Genomic DNA, 16,294 nt, shown 5'->3' with positions numbered 1-16,294 from the left:
ATCTATTTCGTAATTTGCAAAAGGAGGAAATTATGAACAGAGTGGTAAAGGTTGTCATAGGTACCTTGTTGGTCGGCTGTGCTTCGATCGGCATTTTTGCCAACGGGTCTTCTGAAGAGGCGGCTTCCGGTTCCCAGACGCAGGAACAGGGAAAGATCAAGCTTGTCGTTGCTGCAGGGGCTGTAGGCCAGGAACTCCAGCTTGCAAAAGATGGTGCTGCTGAATATATGAAGACTCACCCTGACATTGAAGTCGAGTGCCTGGAAACACCGGACTTGACTACGGACCGTCTTGGTTTGTATCTCCAATACTTCGAAGCAAAGTCCAGTGCGGTCGATCTCTACCAAATTGATGTCATCTGGCCCGGCGATATTGCTGAACATCTGCTTGACTTGAATCAATATGGTGGTGCTGATTATGCCAAGGATCACTTTCCGGCCATAGTGAAGAACAATACCGTAGATGGTAAATTGGTTGCCATGCCTTGGTTCACAGATGCAGGTCTGCTTTATTACAGGACTGACCTGCTGAAGAAATATGGTTATGATGCTCCTCCTTCAACATGGAAGGAACTTGACGAAATGGCCAAGAAGGTCCAAGCCGGTGAAAGAGCTGCAGGAAACCAGGATTTCTGGGGTTTTGTCTGGCAGGGCAATTCTTATGAAGGCCTTACCTGTGATGCCCTTGAATGGATCAATTCCAACGGTGGCGGCTCTATCGTGGAAAGTAACGGAAAGATTTCCATTGACAATGACAAGGCTGCAGAAGCGATTGCGATGGCAGCTGGTTGGGTAGGTACTATCTCACCGGAAGGTGTCCTTGGCTTCGGTGAAGAGGATGCCAGGAATATGTTCCAGGCCGGAAATGCCCTGTTCATGAGGAACTGGCCTTATGCATATGCACTTGGAAATTCTGATGATTCCGTCATCAAAGGCAAATTTGATGTAGCTCCGCTTCCTGCCGGTGCAAGCGGACATGGTGCAGCTGCCTTGGGTGGATGGCAGTTGGCTTGTTCCAAGTATAGCAAGCATCCTAAGGAAGCGACTGATCTCCTGTTCTATCTGACAGGTTATGAGCAGCAGAAACGTAGGGCAATCGTCGGTTCCTATAACCCGACCATCAAGGCTCTTTATCAGGACAAGGACGTACTCAAGGCAACACCGTTCTTTGGAAGTCTCTATGATGTGTTTACACAGGCAGTTGCCCGTCCGTCAACGGTTACGGCTCCTAGGTATGCTGAAGTATCCAAGGTGTTCTTTACTGAAGTCCATGACGTGCTCTCAAAGAAAGTGAGTGCAGAGAAGGCTGTCAAGAATATTTCTCTTGATATTGCTGATGTCATCGGCAAATAGTATTCCCAAGATATGTTTCGAGCGGTGCCTTTGCCTGGAGGTGAGGGTGCCGCCTGCTTCTGAAAAAAGGAGGCATGCAGATGAATTCTCACAGGCTGCAGAAAAAGGAACAGAAACTCGCAATGATATTGCTGCTTCCTTCCTTTGTCATTCTGTTTCTTATAGCTTTTTACCCATTGTTTACGGTATTTTCTACCAGTTTGACCGACAAGAAGTTTGCGAGTAGCCGGACCGTACGTTTTGTAGGTATGGACAACTATCAGAAACTGCTGTCCATGAAGGTTGCTGAATTGGAACCTCTTCTGGATGCCTCAGGAAAGCAGATGATAGATACTACGACCCAGAAACCTGCTTATCAAGATCCCATTGACATTTTGCCGAGGGAACCTTACCGCTATAAGGCCGTGTCACAGTTTGATTTCTTCGGTAGGCACTATGTCTTTGCCGCAACAGATCCTGAATTTATCCAGTCCATTGGTGATACCATCGTATTTACCGTACTTTCGGTATTGCTCGAGACGATTCTCGGGATGGTCATAGCCTTGGTCATGATAAAGAATTTTCCAGGAAGGGGAGGGCTACGTGTAGCCATGTTGGTACCGTGGGCGATTCCGACTGCTGTTTCTTCTCGTATGTGGGAATGGATGTTTGCTTCTACCCGTGTAGGAGTAATCAACGTCATCTGCCAATGGTTCGGCTGGACGAACGGGCAATTTCCTTTTCTGACTGCAGAATCGACCCAAGTATGGGCGATGATTGCAATCGATGTATGGAAGACGACCCCTTTCATGGCATTGCTGTTGATGGCTGGTCTTCAGACGATTCCGCCAGGTATCTATGAAGCTGCAAAGATAGATGGCTGCAATGCCGTACAGCGGTTCTGGAAGATGACTATGCCGTTGGTCAAGGATACACTTCTGGTTGCCTTGGTCTTCAGGACCTTGGATGCCTTGCGTGTGTTTGACTTGTTCCAGATTGTCTTTGCCCAGAAACGCTATTCAATGGCTTCCTTCGCGTATTATCAGTTGATTGACAACAAGATGATGGGATACTCTTCCGCTGCGAGTGTCGTAATATTCTTTATCATCTTGTTGTTCATCATTATCTATACCCGGATCTCAGGAGGTGTAGCAAATGAAAAGTAAATCAAAGACAATAGGCCATATTGCTTTCTGGATATTGGTTATAGTCATGTTTTTCTATCTGGTATTTCCATTCTATTGGACGATTGTTACTTCACTGAAGACAGAATCACAACTTATGATGACCCCGGCTACTTTTATACCAAGGGATCCTGTTACACATGAAGCCAAGGCTTCTTTGATCAATTACAAAGCTGTGTTCAGCAATGCTACGTTTCTCAGAGGTATCAAGAATTCCGCTATTGTCTCAATTTCAGTTACCTTGATCTGCCTTGTGGTCGGTGCCTTTGTTGCCTTTGCCTTGGGAAAGCTGCGATTCAAAGGCAAGACGTTCAGTCTGTATCTTATTCTTTCCATGACAATGTTTCCTCAGATTTCTGTTTTGACGGGACTGTACTCGGTCATCAACAGATTGCATATAGATGCAATTCCTGCAATGATCCTTTCCTATATGCTCTTTACATTGCCGTTTACAATTTGGGTCATGACATCATTCTTCAAGGGAATTCCTGATTCTCTCTTGCAAGCTGCAAATGTTGACGGTGCTACCAATTTTCAAGCCTTTTATATGATTTTGCTGCCATTGACTGTTCCTGCAATGGTAACGACAGGATTGCTGGCTTTTATTGCGGCTTGGAACGAGTATCTGTTTGCTTTGACGTTTACTTCCATTGAGAGTAGCGCCAGGACAGTTCCTGTTGCAATGGCACTGTTCAGCGGAACTGTTGCAAGGCAGGAACCTTTCGGAGAAATAATGGCTGCATCTGTCGTGGTTACCATTCCTCTGCTGGTGCTTATTTATATTTTTCAGAAAAGATTGGTCGAAGGACTTACAGCGGGAGCTGTCAAGGGATAAGGAGCCTTTGCTGGTTTTATCTGCCTGTAGCTGACTGCAGGGATTTTTCAATCGCAGAATCGATTTGAAAGATCACGGGCAGTCAGCATGTTTTTGCGTAATCATTGTCTATATGGAAAGTAATTGCATTGTTTCTTGCTAAGGAACGCAGTACTATTGAAAATAGAATTCAATATGTAAGGAGGTTCGTCTTATGCATGGTGTGTTGAAGGTATGGCTATGGATTTCTATTGTAACAGCAGTTGCCGGAGCGGTGCTTTTGTATCCGATCGGACCGGTATCGTTGAATGTCCTTTTTATTTTGATAAAGATCGGAATGGTCACAGGCTTGGTCATTTTCCTTCGCGGCAATAAGGATGGGTTTGTCATCTGGTGCTGTTTCAGTGCAGGTGCCGTACTTATGACGTTGTTCAAATGGATCGGTACAGGAAAAATGACGCCATTGTTCATCATTGCTATTGTTGCAGATATACTGATGCCGACTGTTGCCTATTTTTTGAAGAAAAGCAACTAAAGTAGGCAGTAGGCATAAGAAAAGCTGCATCCTTGGTCGGATGCAGCTTTTTGATGCAAATCGGATAGGTTTTATTTGCTGTCCGGTTGCCATGTCGGCGTATACATCAACTTGAAGTAGTCCATGTTCGTTGACAGGATCTTCTTCAGGTCAGGTATTGTCTTCTTGTAGGATTCAAGGGTTCTCCACAGCAGGAAGAACTTAGGATCCTGGTCATATGCATCAGCGTAAATCTGTGTAGCTTTTGCATCTGCAACACCTTTGATTTTTTCACTTTCAGCATAAGCCGTGGAAATGATGTTCTTCTGTTCGCTTTCTGTCTTGCCTTCCCATTGGGCCAGCTGGCCTTGCCCATAGGACCGGTATGCTTCAGCAATCTGATTCCTTTCCTTGATCATCCTCTGATAGACTGATTGGGTCAGATCATCACTGTAACGGATCTGTCTGATGATGATATCAATCACTTTGATGCCATAGGCGGAGGTGAATTCACTGGCCATCTTGTACATTTCCTGAGAGAGACCCTCACGTCCTATCTTGATGTTTTCCTGCAGTGATTTTGTTTGGGTAAGGGATCTGAGGTTTTCTGCATCCTGGAGGTTTTCCACATTCTGCACTGTCTCATCTACCTTGATGTCATTGATCTGGTTTGAATTCCTTACTGCCTCATTGAGGTAATTCTCACTGATGATGGTCCTGACTGTAGAGTCAAGGATATCATTCAGCTTTGAGATACCACCTGCCAGCGTAGTGACCGACTCATAGTATTTTGCTGGATTACTGATGATCCATCTGGCTGTTGTATCAACCCATATGAATTGGTTTTCCTTTGTCGGGATCCTCTGTGCTTCACCGTCCCAGCTCATGACTTTCTTAGGATAGACAACGACGTTGTCTATCATCGGCATCTTGAACTTGAGACCTGCTTCCGTTTGGGTATCGACAATCTTGCCGAATCTTGTCACAACTGACTGTTCACCTTCATTAAGGATGTAGAAAGGCCCGAGCAGAAGAAATATGATGACGATGACCGCAATGATTACGATGGTTGTTACTGCTTTTTTCATTTGTTTCCTCCTGCGGTGGCAGCCGTAGTTGCGTCAGTAGCAGTTGCAGCCGGTGCTGTAGCCGTACCAAGGTCAATTTGAGAAATCGGGAGGAAATTCTCAAGGTTCTTGTCAACCAACGTGATATTTCCTTTGTTTTCTGAAAGGATATCTTCCATGGTTTCTATGTACAGGCGATCTGCAGTGACCTCCTTGCTCTTTTCATATTCCTTTCTGACAGCATCGAACCTAGCCACGTCACCTTCGGCATTGTTTACTCTTTCTGCTGCATAGCCCTGTGCCTGCTGAATGACCTGCTTTGCTTCACCTTGTGCCTTTGGAATTACTGAGTTGTACTGTTCCTTGCCTTCGTTGATATATCGGTTCATGTCTTGGATGGCCTTGTTGACATCTTCGAAAGCATCCTGTACGTCACCTTCCGGTGGAACGATGTTCTGGAGCTTGACGGTTACTATCTTGACACCAAGCCCATAGGTATCGAACTTTTCCTGCATGAGTTGCTGGGCCTGTACTTCAATCTTTGTCCTTTCACTGGTCATGACGGAAAGGATGGGGAGGTCTCCTACCAGCATGTTCATGATGGATTGGCTGATATCCCTGATTGTCGTCTCCCTTTCCTTGACATTGAACAGCCAGTTCTTCGGGTTGTTGATCTGATACTGGACAATCCATTCTACATCAATGATATTGAGGTCCCCGGTCAACATGATTGATTCCTTCGGGTAGTCTGTACTGGCAATGAGCGGACTGGATGTTGTATTGCTTCTATAGCCGAAGGTCAATGTCTGTACTACCTGCGTGGGGACATTATAACTTTTCTCGATACCGAATGGAATCTTATAATGCAAGCCAGAACCAACGGTCCTGTTGTATTTTCCGAATCGGCAGATGACCGATTGCTCTGTTTGGTCAACGACGAAAAAACTCGTCAGAGCTGTTATTGCAACCACTATTATTACAATGATAGCCAGGAGCAATTTCGGAGTTAGGTTCAGAGGCTTGCTCGTCGGATGATCCGATTGCTGGAAATTGTCCATGAAAACTCCTTTTGCGGTAAGAAAACCGCAGAATCATGTACTTAGAATGTACTGGTGTTTGATTTATGCGTCAAGAGTAAAACCTTGCTGAGAGGCAAAGGTCTGTTAACCTTTGCCTTCAAGTCTTCAGATTGTATTGCCGTGTGTTTGCTTTCTGGACCTTTTGCAGTTGAACAAATAGGCTATCGAGGCTATGATTCCATCTATGAAAAAGAGACTTGTTACATCAGCACTTCCCTATGTGAACAATATTCCGCATCTGGGAAATTTAACTCAGGTATTGTCGGCAGATGTCTTTGCAAGATTCTGCCGTTCCAAGGGATATGAGACTCTGTATGTCTGTGGTACCGATGAGTATGGAACAGCAACGGAAACCAGGGCTCTCCAGCAGGGGGTGACGCCTCAGCAGTTGTGTGACCATTACCATGAGATCCACTGTAAGATATATGATTGGTTCAATATTGACTTTGACTATTTCGGTAGGACAAGTATGCCTCACCAGACTGAAATCGTGCAGAAACTGTTCAAGGAAGTCGATGCCAACGGGTATATCACGGAAGCAGAAATTGAGCAGCTTTATTGTCCCCACTGTGGGCGTTTCCTTGCAGACCGTTTCGTCAATGGGACCTGTCCACACTGTGGCTACGAAGGCGCGCGGGGGGATCAGTGTGACAACTGCCAGACACTACTCGAACCAAGTGAACTGATTGATCCGAAATGCAGTGTATGCGGAACTACTCCCATAATGAAAAAGACCAAGCATCTTTATCTGGATCTTCCGAAAGCCCGGCCATTGCTTGAAAAATGGATGGAGAAGGCTTCGGTGGATGGCTTCTGGTCAAACAATGCTATCCAGGTTACCAAGAGCTGGATCAGGGACGGACTGAAGGCAAGGGCAATCACGCGGGATTTGAAATGGGGGATACCAGTACCGAAGAAAGGTTTTGAAGACAAGGTCTTTTATGTGTGGTTCGATGCTCCGATAGGATATATTTCGATTTCCTCCTATGCGACCAAAGATTGGGAACGCTGGTGGAAGAGCCCTGATGATACGGAACTGTTCCAGTTCATAGGAAAGGACAATATTCCTTTCCATACGGTTATCTTTCCGTCTACGTTACTCGCAAGCGGAGAAAACTGGACGATGCTGCATCATATGAGTGCCACTGAGTATCTAAATTATGAGGGTGGTAAATTTTCCAAGAGCCTAGGCATAGGCATTTTCGGCAATGATGTCATCGAAACCGGTATTCCAAGCGATGTGTGGCGTTTCTATATGTTCTACAACAGGCCGGAGAAATCTGATGTCACGTTTACTTGGAGTGATTTCCAGGAAAAGGTAAACGGAGAACTTATCGGCAATATTTCAAACTTGGTCAACCGTACGCTTACATTCATCAACCGTTTCTACGACGGCAAGGTTCCTCAGGGGGAACTTGATGAAAAAGTGATTGCAGCTATCCATGAAAAAGAGCGACTTATTGATTCCCTGCTTGAAAGAGCAGAGGAGAGGGACGCCCTTCATCAGATATGTTTTCTTTCTTCGATCGGCAACAAGGCTTTCCAGGACGGTGAACCTTGGAGAACAAGGAAAGAAGAGCCTGACAAGGCCGCAGGTTTGCTACGTACCTTGGTTTATCTCATCAGGGATATCGGCATCTTGGTCGGACCGTATATGCCGGTGACCGGTAATTCTATCCTGAAGTTTGTCGGCAGGGAACATGACGATTGGAAGAATCTGGGCAGTTTCGAAGGAGTTGAAGTGATCAACCCGACAAATCTGCTTTTTGAAAAACTTGATGATGGGCTGATAGAGACACTGCGGGAAAAATACAGTGGTAGCCAGGCACAGCGGCAGCAAGCCGTAAAGGGTAATGACAGTGCTGTGTCCGATAATAAGAAGGAAGGTAGTGAAAAAATGGAAAAAGATGAAGAAACATTGACTGTCTCACAGCGATTTGCCCAGAAGGTGACCTTGCTTGTCAGCAAGATTGTGGAAGTAGTGAAGCACCCCAACGGTGACAAGCTTTATATCCTGACGCTTGACACGGGAGAGGAAGAAAAGCGGACAATCGTATCTTCCATCGTACCATTCTATAAAGCCGATGAACTGCTTGGGAGGAATATCATTCTCGTAAGCAATCTCAAGCCTGCGAATTTCCGTGGAGTCAAGAGCCGGGGAATGCTTCTGGCGGCCAGTGACCGGCAGGATGATGCACATGAAACCTGTGAAGTCCTTTTTGCAGACGAGCTTCCCGTAGGTACTGTACTCGAGCCAGAGGGTGAAACCAGGCCTGAGGAAAAGCAGACATACGTCAAAGCCGACCAATTCTTCTCCATGCCGATTTATACTGAAGATGGAATTGTAAAGATTGATGGGAAAAAACTTTGTTCTTTTGATGGAAAGGCGGTAAAGGCCCATGTCTATATTAATGGCAATGTCGGCTGAGGAATAGGCTGAAAATTGATATATCCACAGGGGGCAGGCAATTGACTGCCCTTCTTTTGTCTGTATGGGGGAGGCCGTTGCAATGTATGCTTTGATTCCTGCTTCTTTACATGACTTGACGGGTCTTGAACCCTTTCAAAGCGAACAGTGGGCTCGAGTAAAGCAGTACCTTGGTTGGAAAGGATATGCATTCTTTATCACTGATGAAAAAGGGAAGGAACTTGCCATCTTCCTTTGCTTGGTACGGCAGCTGTTTCCTGGATTTTCCCTCGCTTATATACCGTTGGGCCCTTTGTCATTGCAGGGCGTGAGGCTTCCCGAATGCATGGAATCGGATGCCAGCTGGCTGGAATCCATTTCACGGCAGTTGCATACCTATATCGGTACTGCGGTGTTCCAGATACAATGGGACCTGCCTTGGCATACGCAGTCAGCCGACATACAAAGTACCGCCAGAATCCATGTGTGCAAGGAAAGTACACAACCTACCGGTACATGGGTCGTGGATTTGCGGAGCGGTCTGGAAGAAGTGAGGAAGGATATAGGAAACGGGCTCGCCGACACCTGGCAAAAAACAAAGGTATTGTTGAGGTCAGGCCTTGGCAGGGAAATGAACAGGAATTGCTCAAGTGGTATGATATTTATTGCAAGACAGCACGGAATGACGGATTTACCCATCGGAGCTATGGATATATCAAAGCTGTACTGGAAGAATGCAAAGGCGGTGATGCCTCGTCATCTCTTGATTGCATGCTGCTGTTTGCTTATGTGGATGAAAAAATGGAAGGGGGAATCATAGTCCTTTACAGCCGATACAAAGGCCTGTATCTTTTCGGTGGAGCCGACAGGACTTGTGGATATAGTGTAAGCTACAGCCTCCAGGATAGTGCGATTGCAGAAGCTGTCCGACGGAAATGCAGCTGTTATGATTTCTATGGAGTACCTTCAGGCTCCGGGAACGGAAGCCATCTGTCCTCATTGCTGCTGTTCAAGCAGGCTTTCGGGGGTAACCTATGGGAACGGATGTTGACCGTCAACTATGCTGCAAGGCCAATGATATATGCAGTGGCCAGTTTTATGGAATCTGTCCGTTTCAGGATGCATCGCCACTGATCATTCAATTGAGCCATAGAATGCCTTGAACTGATTGCCTCTGTCAAATTCGTTTTGGAACAGATCAAAGGAAGCTGCACCCGGGGACAATAGGATCAACTGGCTTAGCCCCGTTTCCTTTGCCTTTTCCTTTGCTGCCTGATAGCATGAGGAAACGGCTTCCGGCATTGTGGTATATGGACCGGAAAAAGAAAGGTTGTTTGCTTCCAGAAGAGGTAGCAGTTTCTTGGAAGTGAAGCTTCCTGCCAGTACTGTGATGCTTGTGGCTTCCTTCAGGGCAGGAAGCATCGCATCTGGTTTGAGGTTTTTATCAGTGCCTCCTGTGATGAGATGCACCATTTCCTTTCTGAAATGATTGCTTGTGAAGCTGACTGCTTCAGGAATGGTTGCTGCACTGTCATTTACGAATGCTACGTTATGTTTCATGCCCAACCATTCGATACGATGGGGAACACCCTTGAATTTCGGCAGATCGACAAGTAATTTCTTTTTTGAAAGTCCCAGGATTCTCAAAGCTTGATAACCGATGAGCAGTTCCGGACGCTGCATGAGTTCCATCGGAACTGTTGCATTTATCTGAAGGACCTGTTTTTTTTTCAGTCCGGTAATTCCCATTACTTGGGCCCTGAGAGTTTTGGGTACCAGTGCATAACTACATCCCCCTTGGAATAATCCAAGTTTGTCATTGAGATAATCATGCATGGATCGATAGTAATTCTGATGGTCTTCCATGAAATTGGTGACGATGGCAAGATAGAAACAAGGAAGGTTTCCGCCTGTTGCAATCAGCGTGTCACGAATCTGCCAGGATGAGAATTCTATGACCAGATATTCAGGAGCTGGACGTTTCTTTCCCTTGCGTTGTTCAAGTCGGGAAAGGACGGAAAAAGCACTGATGCCCATATTCCCACACTGCATTATATCGTGTCCGTTTGATTTCAGGACATGGCTTATGAGACTTGATGTGGTGGTTTTCCCTTTGGTTCCCGTAATTGCTATGATCTTAGTGTTGTCAAGCAAATGGCTTTGGAACAGATATCCCAGGTCATTGGTAATCTTCCTGCATAGGCGCAGGTTAGGGTTGTCAGGACTTATTGCAGGATTTTTGACTACAATGTCCGCCCAAAGAAAATCCTCTTGGCGGTGTTCCCCCATAATACATCTGCAGCCTTTGCTTTCCAGGCGTTCAATTGCAGTACCGAATGTGTCTGCACTTTTCTGGTCTGTAACCCGCACTTCGTTGCCATGTTCCAAAAAATAATTTGCAGAAGCAAGGCCTCCACCTTTGAGTCCAAGTCCGTAGATCAAAACTTTCATAAGGTTGTCAGTATGTCTCCTATTCCATACTATATAGGAAATCATGAGTTCAGGCTATAGGTCTGGGCAGACTGAAGAAATGATTCCTGCTTGATGTAAGGCTGACCTCTTGACACCTCAGGGATGAATCGGCACAATAATCCAGTATGTTGGTTATCACCGAAGTGATATGTCTGACATTTGCTTTCGGAAATTATAGTTAAGGAGTTCTACAGTGCCTTGTGGAAGAAAAAGAAAGAAGCATAAGATTGCTACTCACAAGAGGAAAAAGCAACTGAGAAAGAACAGACATAAGAATAAGTAATCTGTTGTTTCATTGCTTCATGAAAAGGATTCCGCCGGTATCCCGGCGGATTCTTGTGTGGATTATCAATACCATGCTCGATGGTGAGCATTGGCTTTGTGTCAGGAGAAGCCGGAAGTAAGATTTTCGGCGATACAGAGAAACCCCCTTATCCACCTTGTGGTGGATCTTAACGTCCGTAAGGAGGAACCATGAGAAATTATGAGTTCACAATAATCTTCGACTCCAACGAAGAAAAGACCCAGAAAGGCTTGGCTCTTGTCGAAGGCGCATTTAAAGATGCCGGTGTGGAAATCACCAAAAAAGATGACATGGACATCAGGATGCTTGCCTATGAAATCAAGAAGCAGGACAAAGGTCATTATTTCTACTATGAGATTACAGCTGATCCTGCATCGATTTCTGAATTTGAAAAGAAATTTTTGCTTGCTAACTCAATATTGAAGTTTTTGTTCGTCAGCAAGGAAAAATAGAGATAATGGAGAGATAGCTGTATGGCAAGTGACTTGAACATGGTAGCATTGGTAGGCAGGCTTACGAAGGATTGTACCATCAGATCTACGAACAGTGGAAGGACGGTATGCAGTTTCTCGTTGGCTGTCAACAAGAGACGGAAATCGGCTGACGGGAATTGGGCTGATGAGGTAAATTACTTCAATTGTGTTTATTTCCTCGGTTCCAGCGCAGGTATTACCCAGTACCTCACAAAAGGTCAACAGGTTTCGGTAGCAGGAGAACTGCACCAGAATGTCTGGGAGCAGAATGGCCAAAAGCGCTATGATGTTGAAATCTATGTCAACGGTCTGTCATTGCTTTCAAGTTCCCGAACTTCCGCGGGCAATAACGGCCCGGGGAATCAATTCCAGGGAAGAAACGATCAATTCAGAAACAATGGATATGGTAATCAAGGATCACAGGGCAACAATGTTCGCCAAGTACCGAATGGCCAGGCTGGTGGGTATCAGCAAAATGCCCAGGCTACACCTCCCGCACAGCAATCGGCTCCATCCATGGGTGATATGGATGACTTGGGACTTGGCCCTGAAGGCTTTGATGACGAGATTCCATTTTAAAGATTCTAAGGAGACAAAGGGTTATGCGTGAAGAAACTGACGCAAAGAAAGATGCAGAGAAAACAACTCAGAGGGATAGGAGAAACAACAACAACCGAAGGAATAATTTTCGGAAGAAAGTCTGTCGTTTCTGCGCTCAGCACACTGAGCCTGATTACAAGAATCCTGATCAGCTGAGAAGGTATACCACGGAAAGAGGCAAGATTCTTCCTGCCCGCATCACTGGCAACTGTGCAAAACACCAGAGAGCTGTGACTGCGGAGATCAAGAAGGCTCGCGTTCTGGCCTATCTTCCTTTCGAGAAGAAATGAACGGGCGGATGCAGTGAGGGTAGAACGGAACTATTGGCCTAGAGTAGGCTTTGGCATCGGACTGGGTGCAGTTCTTTATGTTTTCGGTTTTACAGCGTTTTTGTTTGTATTGCCGCTCTTACTGCTGACCGACCAGCTGGTATCGCTGGAAGAAAAGCTTTTGCCGTTCGGTCTGTTGGCTATAGTCGTATTTCTTGTGGAACTGATTCCACAGTTGTCTACACTTGGTCAGCCGTTGGGGAAAGGGCTTCTGGCGATGGGATTGTTCCTGCCGGTTGCATTGATTGGCAGTTCGGTTATTTGGACGATATTGAAGAAAATCGATGTGTTGTCCCGTTTTTTGATATGCGCTTCCTTCATAGGGCTTGTCATTGTTATATTCGGAGTTTGGTTTATGAGGCATGATGCTTCAGTACAGGCTTTGGACAAGCAATACATTGACTTGTTGAACAGTATGTTCACTACTGTAGGTTCCGACGGGAACCAGAAGCTTGTGATGGGTGTTGAACCTGTTCAGCTTTACTACCTGCTTAAGCATGTGATTGCATCACTGCTGTTGCCGGTTGTGGCTGCTTTCTTTGGATTCAGTGCCTTTCTTCAGCTTGCTTCTCGGTTTCGTGATTCCATGGAATTTACTCGGAAGATTTCGGATTTCCACATTCCGTCGGATTACGTTTGGTTCTTTCTTTGTGCGTGGCTGGCATTTGTTGCAGTGGCCAAGTTCGGAAATAATCAGATACTGTCCATTGTAGTGTTGAATATTGCTTTGTTCTTCGCTCTGGTCTATGCAATCCAGGGTATGAGTATCGTGACCTACCGTATGGTGCATAAAGGAAAACAAGTCAGCGCAGTCAAGTTGTTTGTTATTACCGGATTGCTTGCTATTTTGCTTCCTGGCTTGAATATTGTGATAGTCTTTGTTTTTCCCCTGCTTGGGGTGATGGAGACTTGGTTTACTTTGAGAAAGTAACGAAGAAGGAGTTTTCGATATGAAGATCATTCTCAATCAGGATGTTGTGAACCTCGGAGAAGAGGGCGATGTCGTTACCGTCAAAGACGGATATGGCCGTAATTTTTTATTGCCGACCGGTGCTGCTGTTGCCTATAACAGAGCTAATGTAGCTTTGTTTGCCAGCCGTGCGGCTGCTATTGAATCAAGAAAGACTGAAAAGAGGAAGGCAGCTGCTTCTTTGAAGGAGCGTCTGGATGGACTTACCCTTAACCTTGTGGTTTCCGCAGGTGACAGTGGCAAGTTGTTTGGTAGCGTTACTTCCAGTATGGTGCAGGCGGCATTGGCCAAGGAAGGTATTGAAATTGAACGGAAACGTATTGAGGTTTCTTCCCATCTCATAAAGATGGTAGGTACATATAGTGTCCGTATCCGTTTGTATGAAAATGAATCCGCTACTGTGAAACTTATCGTTGAAAGCGAAGCAATCATCAGACAGAGGGAAGCTGAAGCCCGTAAGGCTGCTGAGGCTGCTGCAAAGGCAAAGGCCATTGCAGAAGCTGAAGAAGCTGCAAAGGCAAAGGCCGCTGCAGAAGCTGAAGAAGCTGCAAAAGCAAAAGCTGCTGCAGAAGCTGAGGCTGCTCCTGCAGAAGAAACTGCTGAAGTTGCTGCAGAAGAGAGTACCGCTGCTTCTGCTGAGGATACACAGTAGTGTCAACGGCATCGTCAGGTATTGGACTTGTTCCGCCCAATAATATTGAGGCGGAACGGGCTGTGTTAGGTGCTATCCTGTTGGATAGTACGGTACTTTTGGAAATTCAGCCTATATTGGCCAAAGAGGATTTCTATAAGCTCGGACACCAGACCATATACCAGGCGATGCTTGATTTCCATAATGAAAACAGTGCCCAGACCATTGATTTGATTACATTGGCTGATTATGTAAAATCACATGATTTGATTGAGAAGTGTGGTGGTCTGGCCTATATTTCGTCACTGACGGATGATGTCCCGTCAACAACGAATGCTACTTATTATGCCAGGATACTCAAGAGTCTGTCTCTGCGGCGTCAGTTGCTTGTGCTGACTTCTTCGTTGCGGGACAAAGCCTTTGATGAAGGTGAGAATATCCAGGATGTCGTTGATAAAGGTGAAGAACAGTTTTCCCGTCTCAATGACCTCAATATGGCAGAGAATGAATACAAGGAAGTCGATAAGCTTCTTCTTGATGCCGTTCAGAATATCCAGGACAGGATGAACAATGGCGGTAATCCTAGGGCTGTAAAAACGGACTTTACAAAACTTGATTCATTCATTTCCGGTGGGTTCAAACCTCAGGAATATATAATTATCGGTGCACGTCCTTCAATCGGAAAAACAGCCTTTGCACTTTCTCTTGCCCTGAATATGATTACCCGTGAAAAGAAATGTGTCGGATTCATGTCTCTTGAGATGCCGGCGACTTCCTTGGTGGAACGGATGATTGCCAGCATAAGCCGAGTGAACTTTGCCCATATCAGGTCTGGGGTTCTTACCCAGAATGAGCTTGATGCAATCATCAATGCAGCTGATATTCTCAACAATTGTAAACTTTATATCCAAGATACTCCGAATATGACTTTGGTTGAGTTGAGAAGCCAAGCAAGAAAGATGAAGAGGGAACGGCATATTGATGTCCTTTTCATTGACTATATTGGCTTGATCCAAGCAACTGATGTCAATAGCCAGACTCCTAGACACGAAGTAATTGCCGGTATTTCCAGGGCCCTGAAGCAACTTGCTCGAGAGCTTGATATTCCTATCATTGTCTTATCTCAGGTCGGTAGACAAAGTGATGGGGTCATGCCTAAGCTTGCCGATTTGAGGGAATCCGGTTCTATCGAACAAGATGCAGATGTAGTCATTTTTCTGCATCGTGACAAAATGGAAGACAATGCAGTGCAGAATACGGAAGTTGTTGTTGCAAAAAACCGTAATGGTGTCACTGATCGTCTGATGCTTGGTTTCAACAAGAGCTTGGTCAAATTCGAAGAGTTGGCAAATGATTATGTTCCTCCGGCTGCAAATAACCAGAACAAACAGGGTTATGCGAAGAAAAATCGACAGCAATAAAGTTATAATTGTCAGATTGATATTGAGAAATCCATGTAACAACTCTTTATGTAGTGTAATTCATACAAAAGTTATGACATATTTATTGCATGAAAAAAACTAGAAGATTCAAAGCATATCAAGGCTTATGAAGCCGATTGGTTATGTTCCCAGAAGCCTGGGCACTCTGTAGCAGTATTGTTGCTAAATGTAACAAGGCAAGCAACCTAAATGCTATTGGACTGAATTGCTTTGGGAAAACTGTATGATTTGCTACAATTATTTGTTTAGTTATTCTATGTTTTATAAATAGTTATATGATTTTTCCTAGGGAAAAAACATGTGATGTCCAATTTCAGTGACAATGATATTGCAGCAGGTTATTGCTTGCTGGCATGAAGAATTGTTAATTAATCTTTAATGGACTTTCGTCTATTTGATCTTGATAAAACTTAATCATGACCTTGTTTTTTTGATTTCAGCGAGAAAAGAATTATCAGAAGTAATACAAGATTTATTTAAGATATATGATTTTTCTTACATTTGTATAATAGTTGTCTATTGTAAATAATGAAAGTTATGACATAATCAGAACCGACAAAATGAAAATCTACTCAGAAAAGGTATCCTTGTATCCGCATAGAACCACAATCTTTGTAGAGCAAAAGGTGTCTGCTATGTCTGTAAACAAAAAACTTAGATTTCCTATATATTTATAT

15 protein-coding genes are annotated in these 16,294 nt (G+C 44.9%); 12 read left to right on the top strand and 3 right to left on the bottom strand.

Annotated features, from left to right (window positions below; genetic code table 11):
* The first annotated feature begins 32 nt into the window (after positions 1–32).
* The 4 genes from LKE40_03345 to LKE40_03330 all read left to right on the top strand — a co-directional run bounded on the left by LKE40_03345 (position 33) and on the right by LKE40_03330 (position 3,864).
* Positions 33–1,352, top strand: coding sequence for an ABC transporter substrate-binding protein (locus LKE40_03345; GenBank protein MCH3916505.1), 1,320 nt, complete (start codon positions 33–35; stop codon positions 1,350–1,352).
* 74 nt (positions 1,353–1,426) lie between these two features.
* A complete protein-coding gene (locus LKE40_03340) occupies positions 1,427–2,497 on the top strand; it encodes a sugar ABC transporter permease (protein ID MCH3916504.1) in 1,071 nt (356 codons plus the stop codon).
* Positions 2,487–3,350 (top strand): carbohydrate ABC transporter permease, encoded by an 864-nt coding sequence (locus tag LKE40_03335; protein MCH3916503.1) that lies wholly within the window; start codon positions 2,487–2,489, stop codon positions 3,348–3,350. The genes LKE40_03340 and LKE40_03335 overlap by 11 nt, the downstream gene beginning before the upstream one ends.
* Before the next feature lie 193 nt (positions 3,351–3,543).
* Positions 3,544–3,864 carry a hypothetical protein gene (locus tag LKE40_03330; GenBank protein ID MCH3916502.1) on the top strand — a complete coding sequence of 107 codons (321 nt, stop codon included), beginning with the start codon at positions 3,544–3,546 and terminating at the stop codon, positions 3,862–3,864.
* A 71-nt stretch (positions 3,865–3,935) separates the two neighbouring features.
* Here the strand turns inward: LKE40_03330 and hflC are convergent, their stop codons facing one another.
* Both hflC and hflK read right to left on the bottom strand, forming a co-directional pair.
* Entirely contained in the window at positions 3,936–4,931 is a 996-nt protein-coding gene (gene hflC / locus LKE40_03325) for a protease modulator HflC (protein MCH3916501.1), read from the bottom strand.
* Positions 4,928–5,968: an FtsH protease activity modulator HflK gene (gene hflK, locus LKE40_03320; GenBank protein MCH3916500.1), complete on the bottom strand. Its 1,041-nt coding sequence runs from the start codon at positions 5,966–5,968 to the stop codon at positions 4,928–4,930. Before hflK ends, hflC begins: the two co-directional genes overlap by 4 nt.
* A gap of 205 nt (positions 5,969–6,173) precedes the next feature.
* On the opposite strand from hflK, the gene metG reads away from it, so the two are divergent.
* Positions 6,174–8,417: a methionine--tRNA ligase gene (gene metG, locus LKE40_03315; protein MCH3916499.1), complete on the top strand. Its 2,244-nt coding sequence runs from the start codon at positions 6,174–6,176 to the stop codon at positions 8,415–8,417.
* A 495-nt stretch (positions 8,418–8,912) separates the two neighbouring features.
* Positions 8,913–9,530 (top strand): aminoacyltransferase, encoded by a 618-nt coding sequence (locus LKE40_03310; protein MCH3916498.1) that lies wholly within the window; start codon positions 8,913–8,915, stop codon positions 9,528–9,530.
* Here LKE40_03310 and LKE40_03305 read toward each other — a convergent pair whose 3' ends face one another.
* Positions 9,531–10,847: a UDP-N-acetylmuramoylalanine--D-glutamate ligase gene (locus LKE40_03305; protein MCH3916497.1), complete on the bottom strand. Its 1,317-nt coding sequence runs from the start codon at positions 10,845–10,847 to the stop codon at positions 9,531–9,533.
* A gap of 495 nt (positions 10,848–11,342) precedes the next feature.
* On the opposite strand from LKE40_03305, the gene rpsF reads away from it, so the two are divergent.
* Genes rpsF through dnaB form a run of 6 tightly spaced genes read left to right on the top strand, consistent with a single transcriptional unit; the run spans position 11,343 to position 15,596 of the window.
* On the top strand, positions 11,343–11,624 hold the full coding sequence (rpsF, locus tag LKE40_03300) for a 30S ribosomal protein S6 (protein MCH3916496.1): 282 nt from the start codon (positions 11,343–11,345) through the stop codon (positions 11,622–11,624).
* Positions 11,625–11,645: 21 nt separating this feature from the next.
* Complete coding sequence (ssb, locus tag LKE40_03295) at positions 11,646–12,224, top strand: single-stranded DNA-binding protein (GenBank protein MCH3916495.1); 579 nt, start codon at positions 11,646–11,648, stop codon at positions 12,222–12,224.
* Positions 12,225–12,247: 23 nt separating this feature from the next.
* Entirely contained in the window at positions 12,248–12,535 is a 288-nt protein-coding gene (rpsR, locus tag LKE40_03290; GenBank protein ID MCH3916494.1) for a 30S ribosomal protein S18, read from the top strand.
* 13 nt (positions 12,536–12,548) lie between these two features.
* Entirely contained in the window at positions 12,549–13,505 is a 957-nt protein-coding gene (locus LKE40_03285) for a hypothetical protein (protein ID MCH3916493.1), read from the top strand.
* A 19-nt stretch (positions 13,506–13,524) separates the two neighbouring features.
* On the top strand, positions 13,525–14,196 hold the full coding sequence (gene rplI / locus LKE40_03280; protein ID MCH3916492.1) for a 50S ribosomal protein L9: 672 nt from the start codon (positions 13,525–13,527) through the stop codon (positions 14,194–14,196).
* Positions 14,196–15,596 (top strand): replicative DNA helicase, encoded by a 1,401-nt coding sequence (gene dnaB / locus LKE40_03275; protein ID MCH3916491.1) that lies wholly within the window; start codon positions 14,196–14,198, stop codon positions 15,594–15,596. The genes rplI and dnaB overlap by 1 nt, the downstream gene beginning before the upstream one ends.
* Positions 15,597–16,294 lie beyond the last annotated feature (698 nt).

It is taken from the genome of Spirochaetia bacterium, from assembly GCA_022482625.1.
Taxonomy (GTDB): Bacteria; Spirochaetota; Spirochaetia; order Sphaerochaetales; family Sphaerochaetaceae; genus Pleomorphochaeta.
This window is presented reverse-complemented; position numbering and strand designations above follow the sequence as displayed.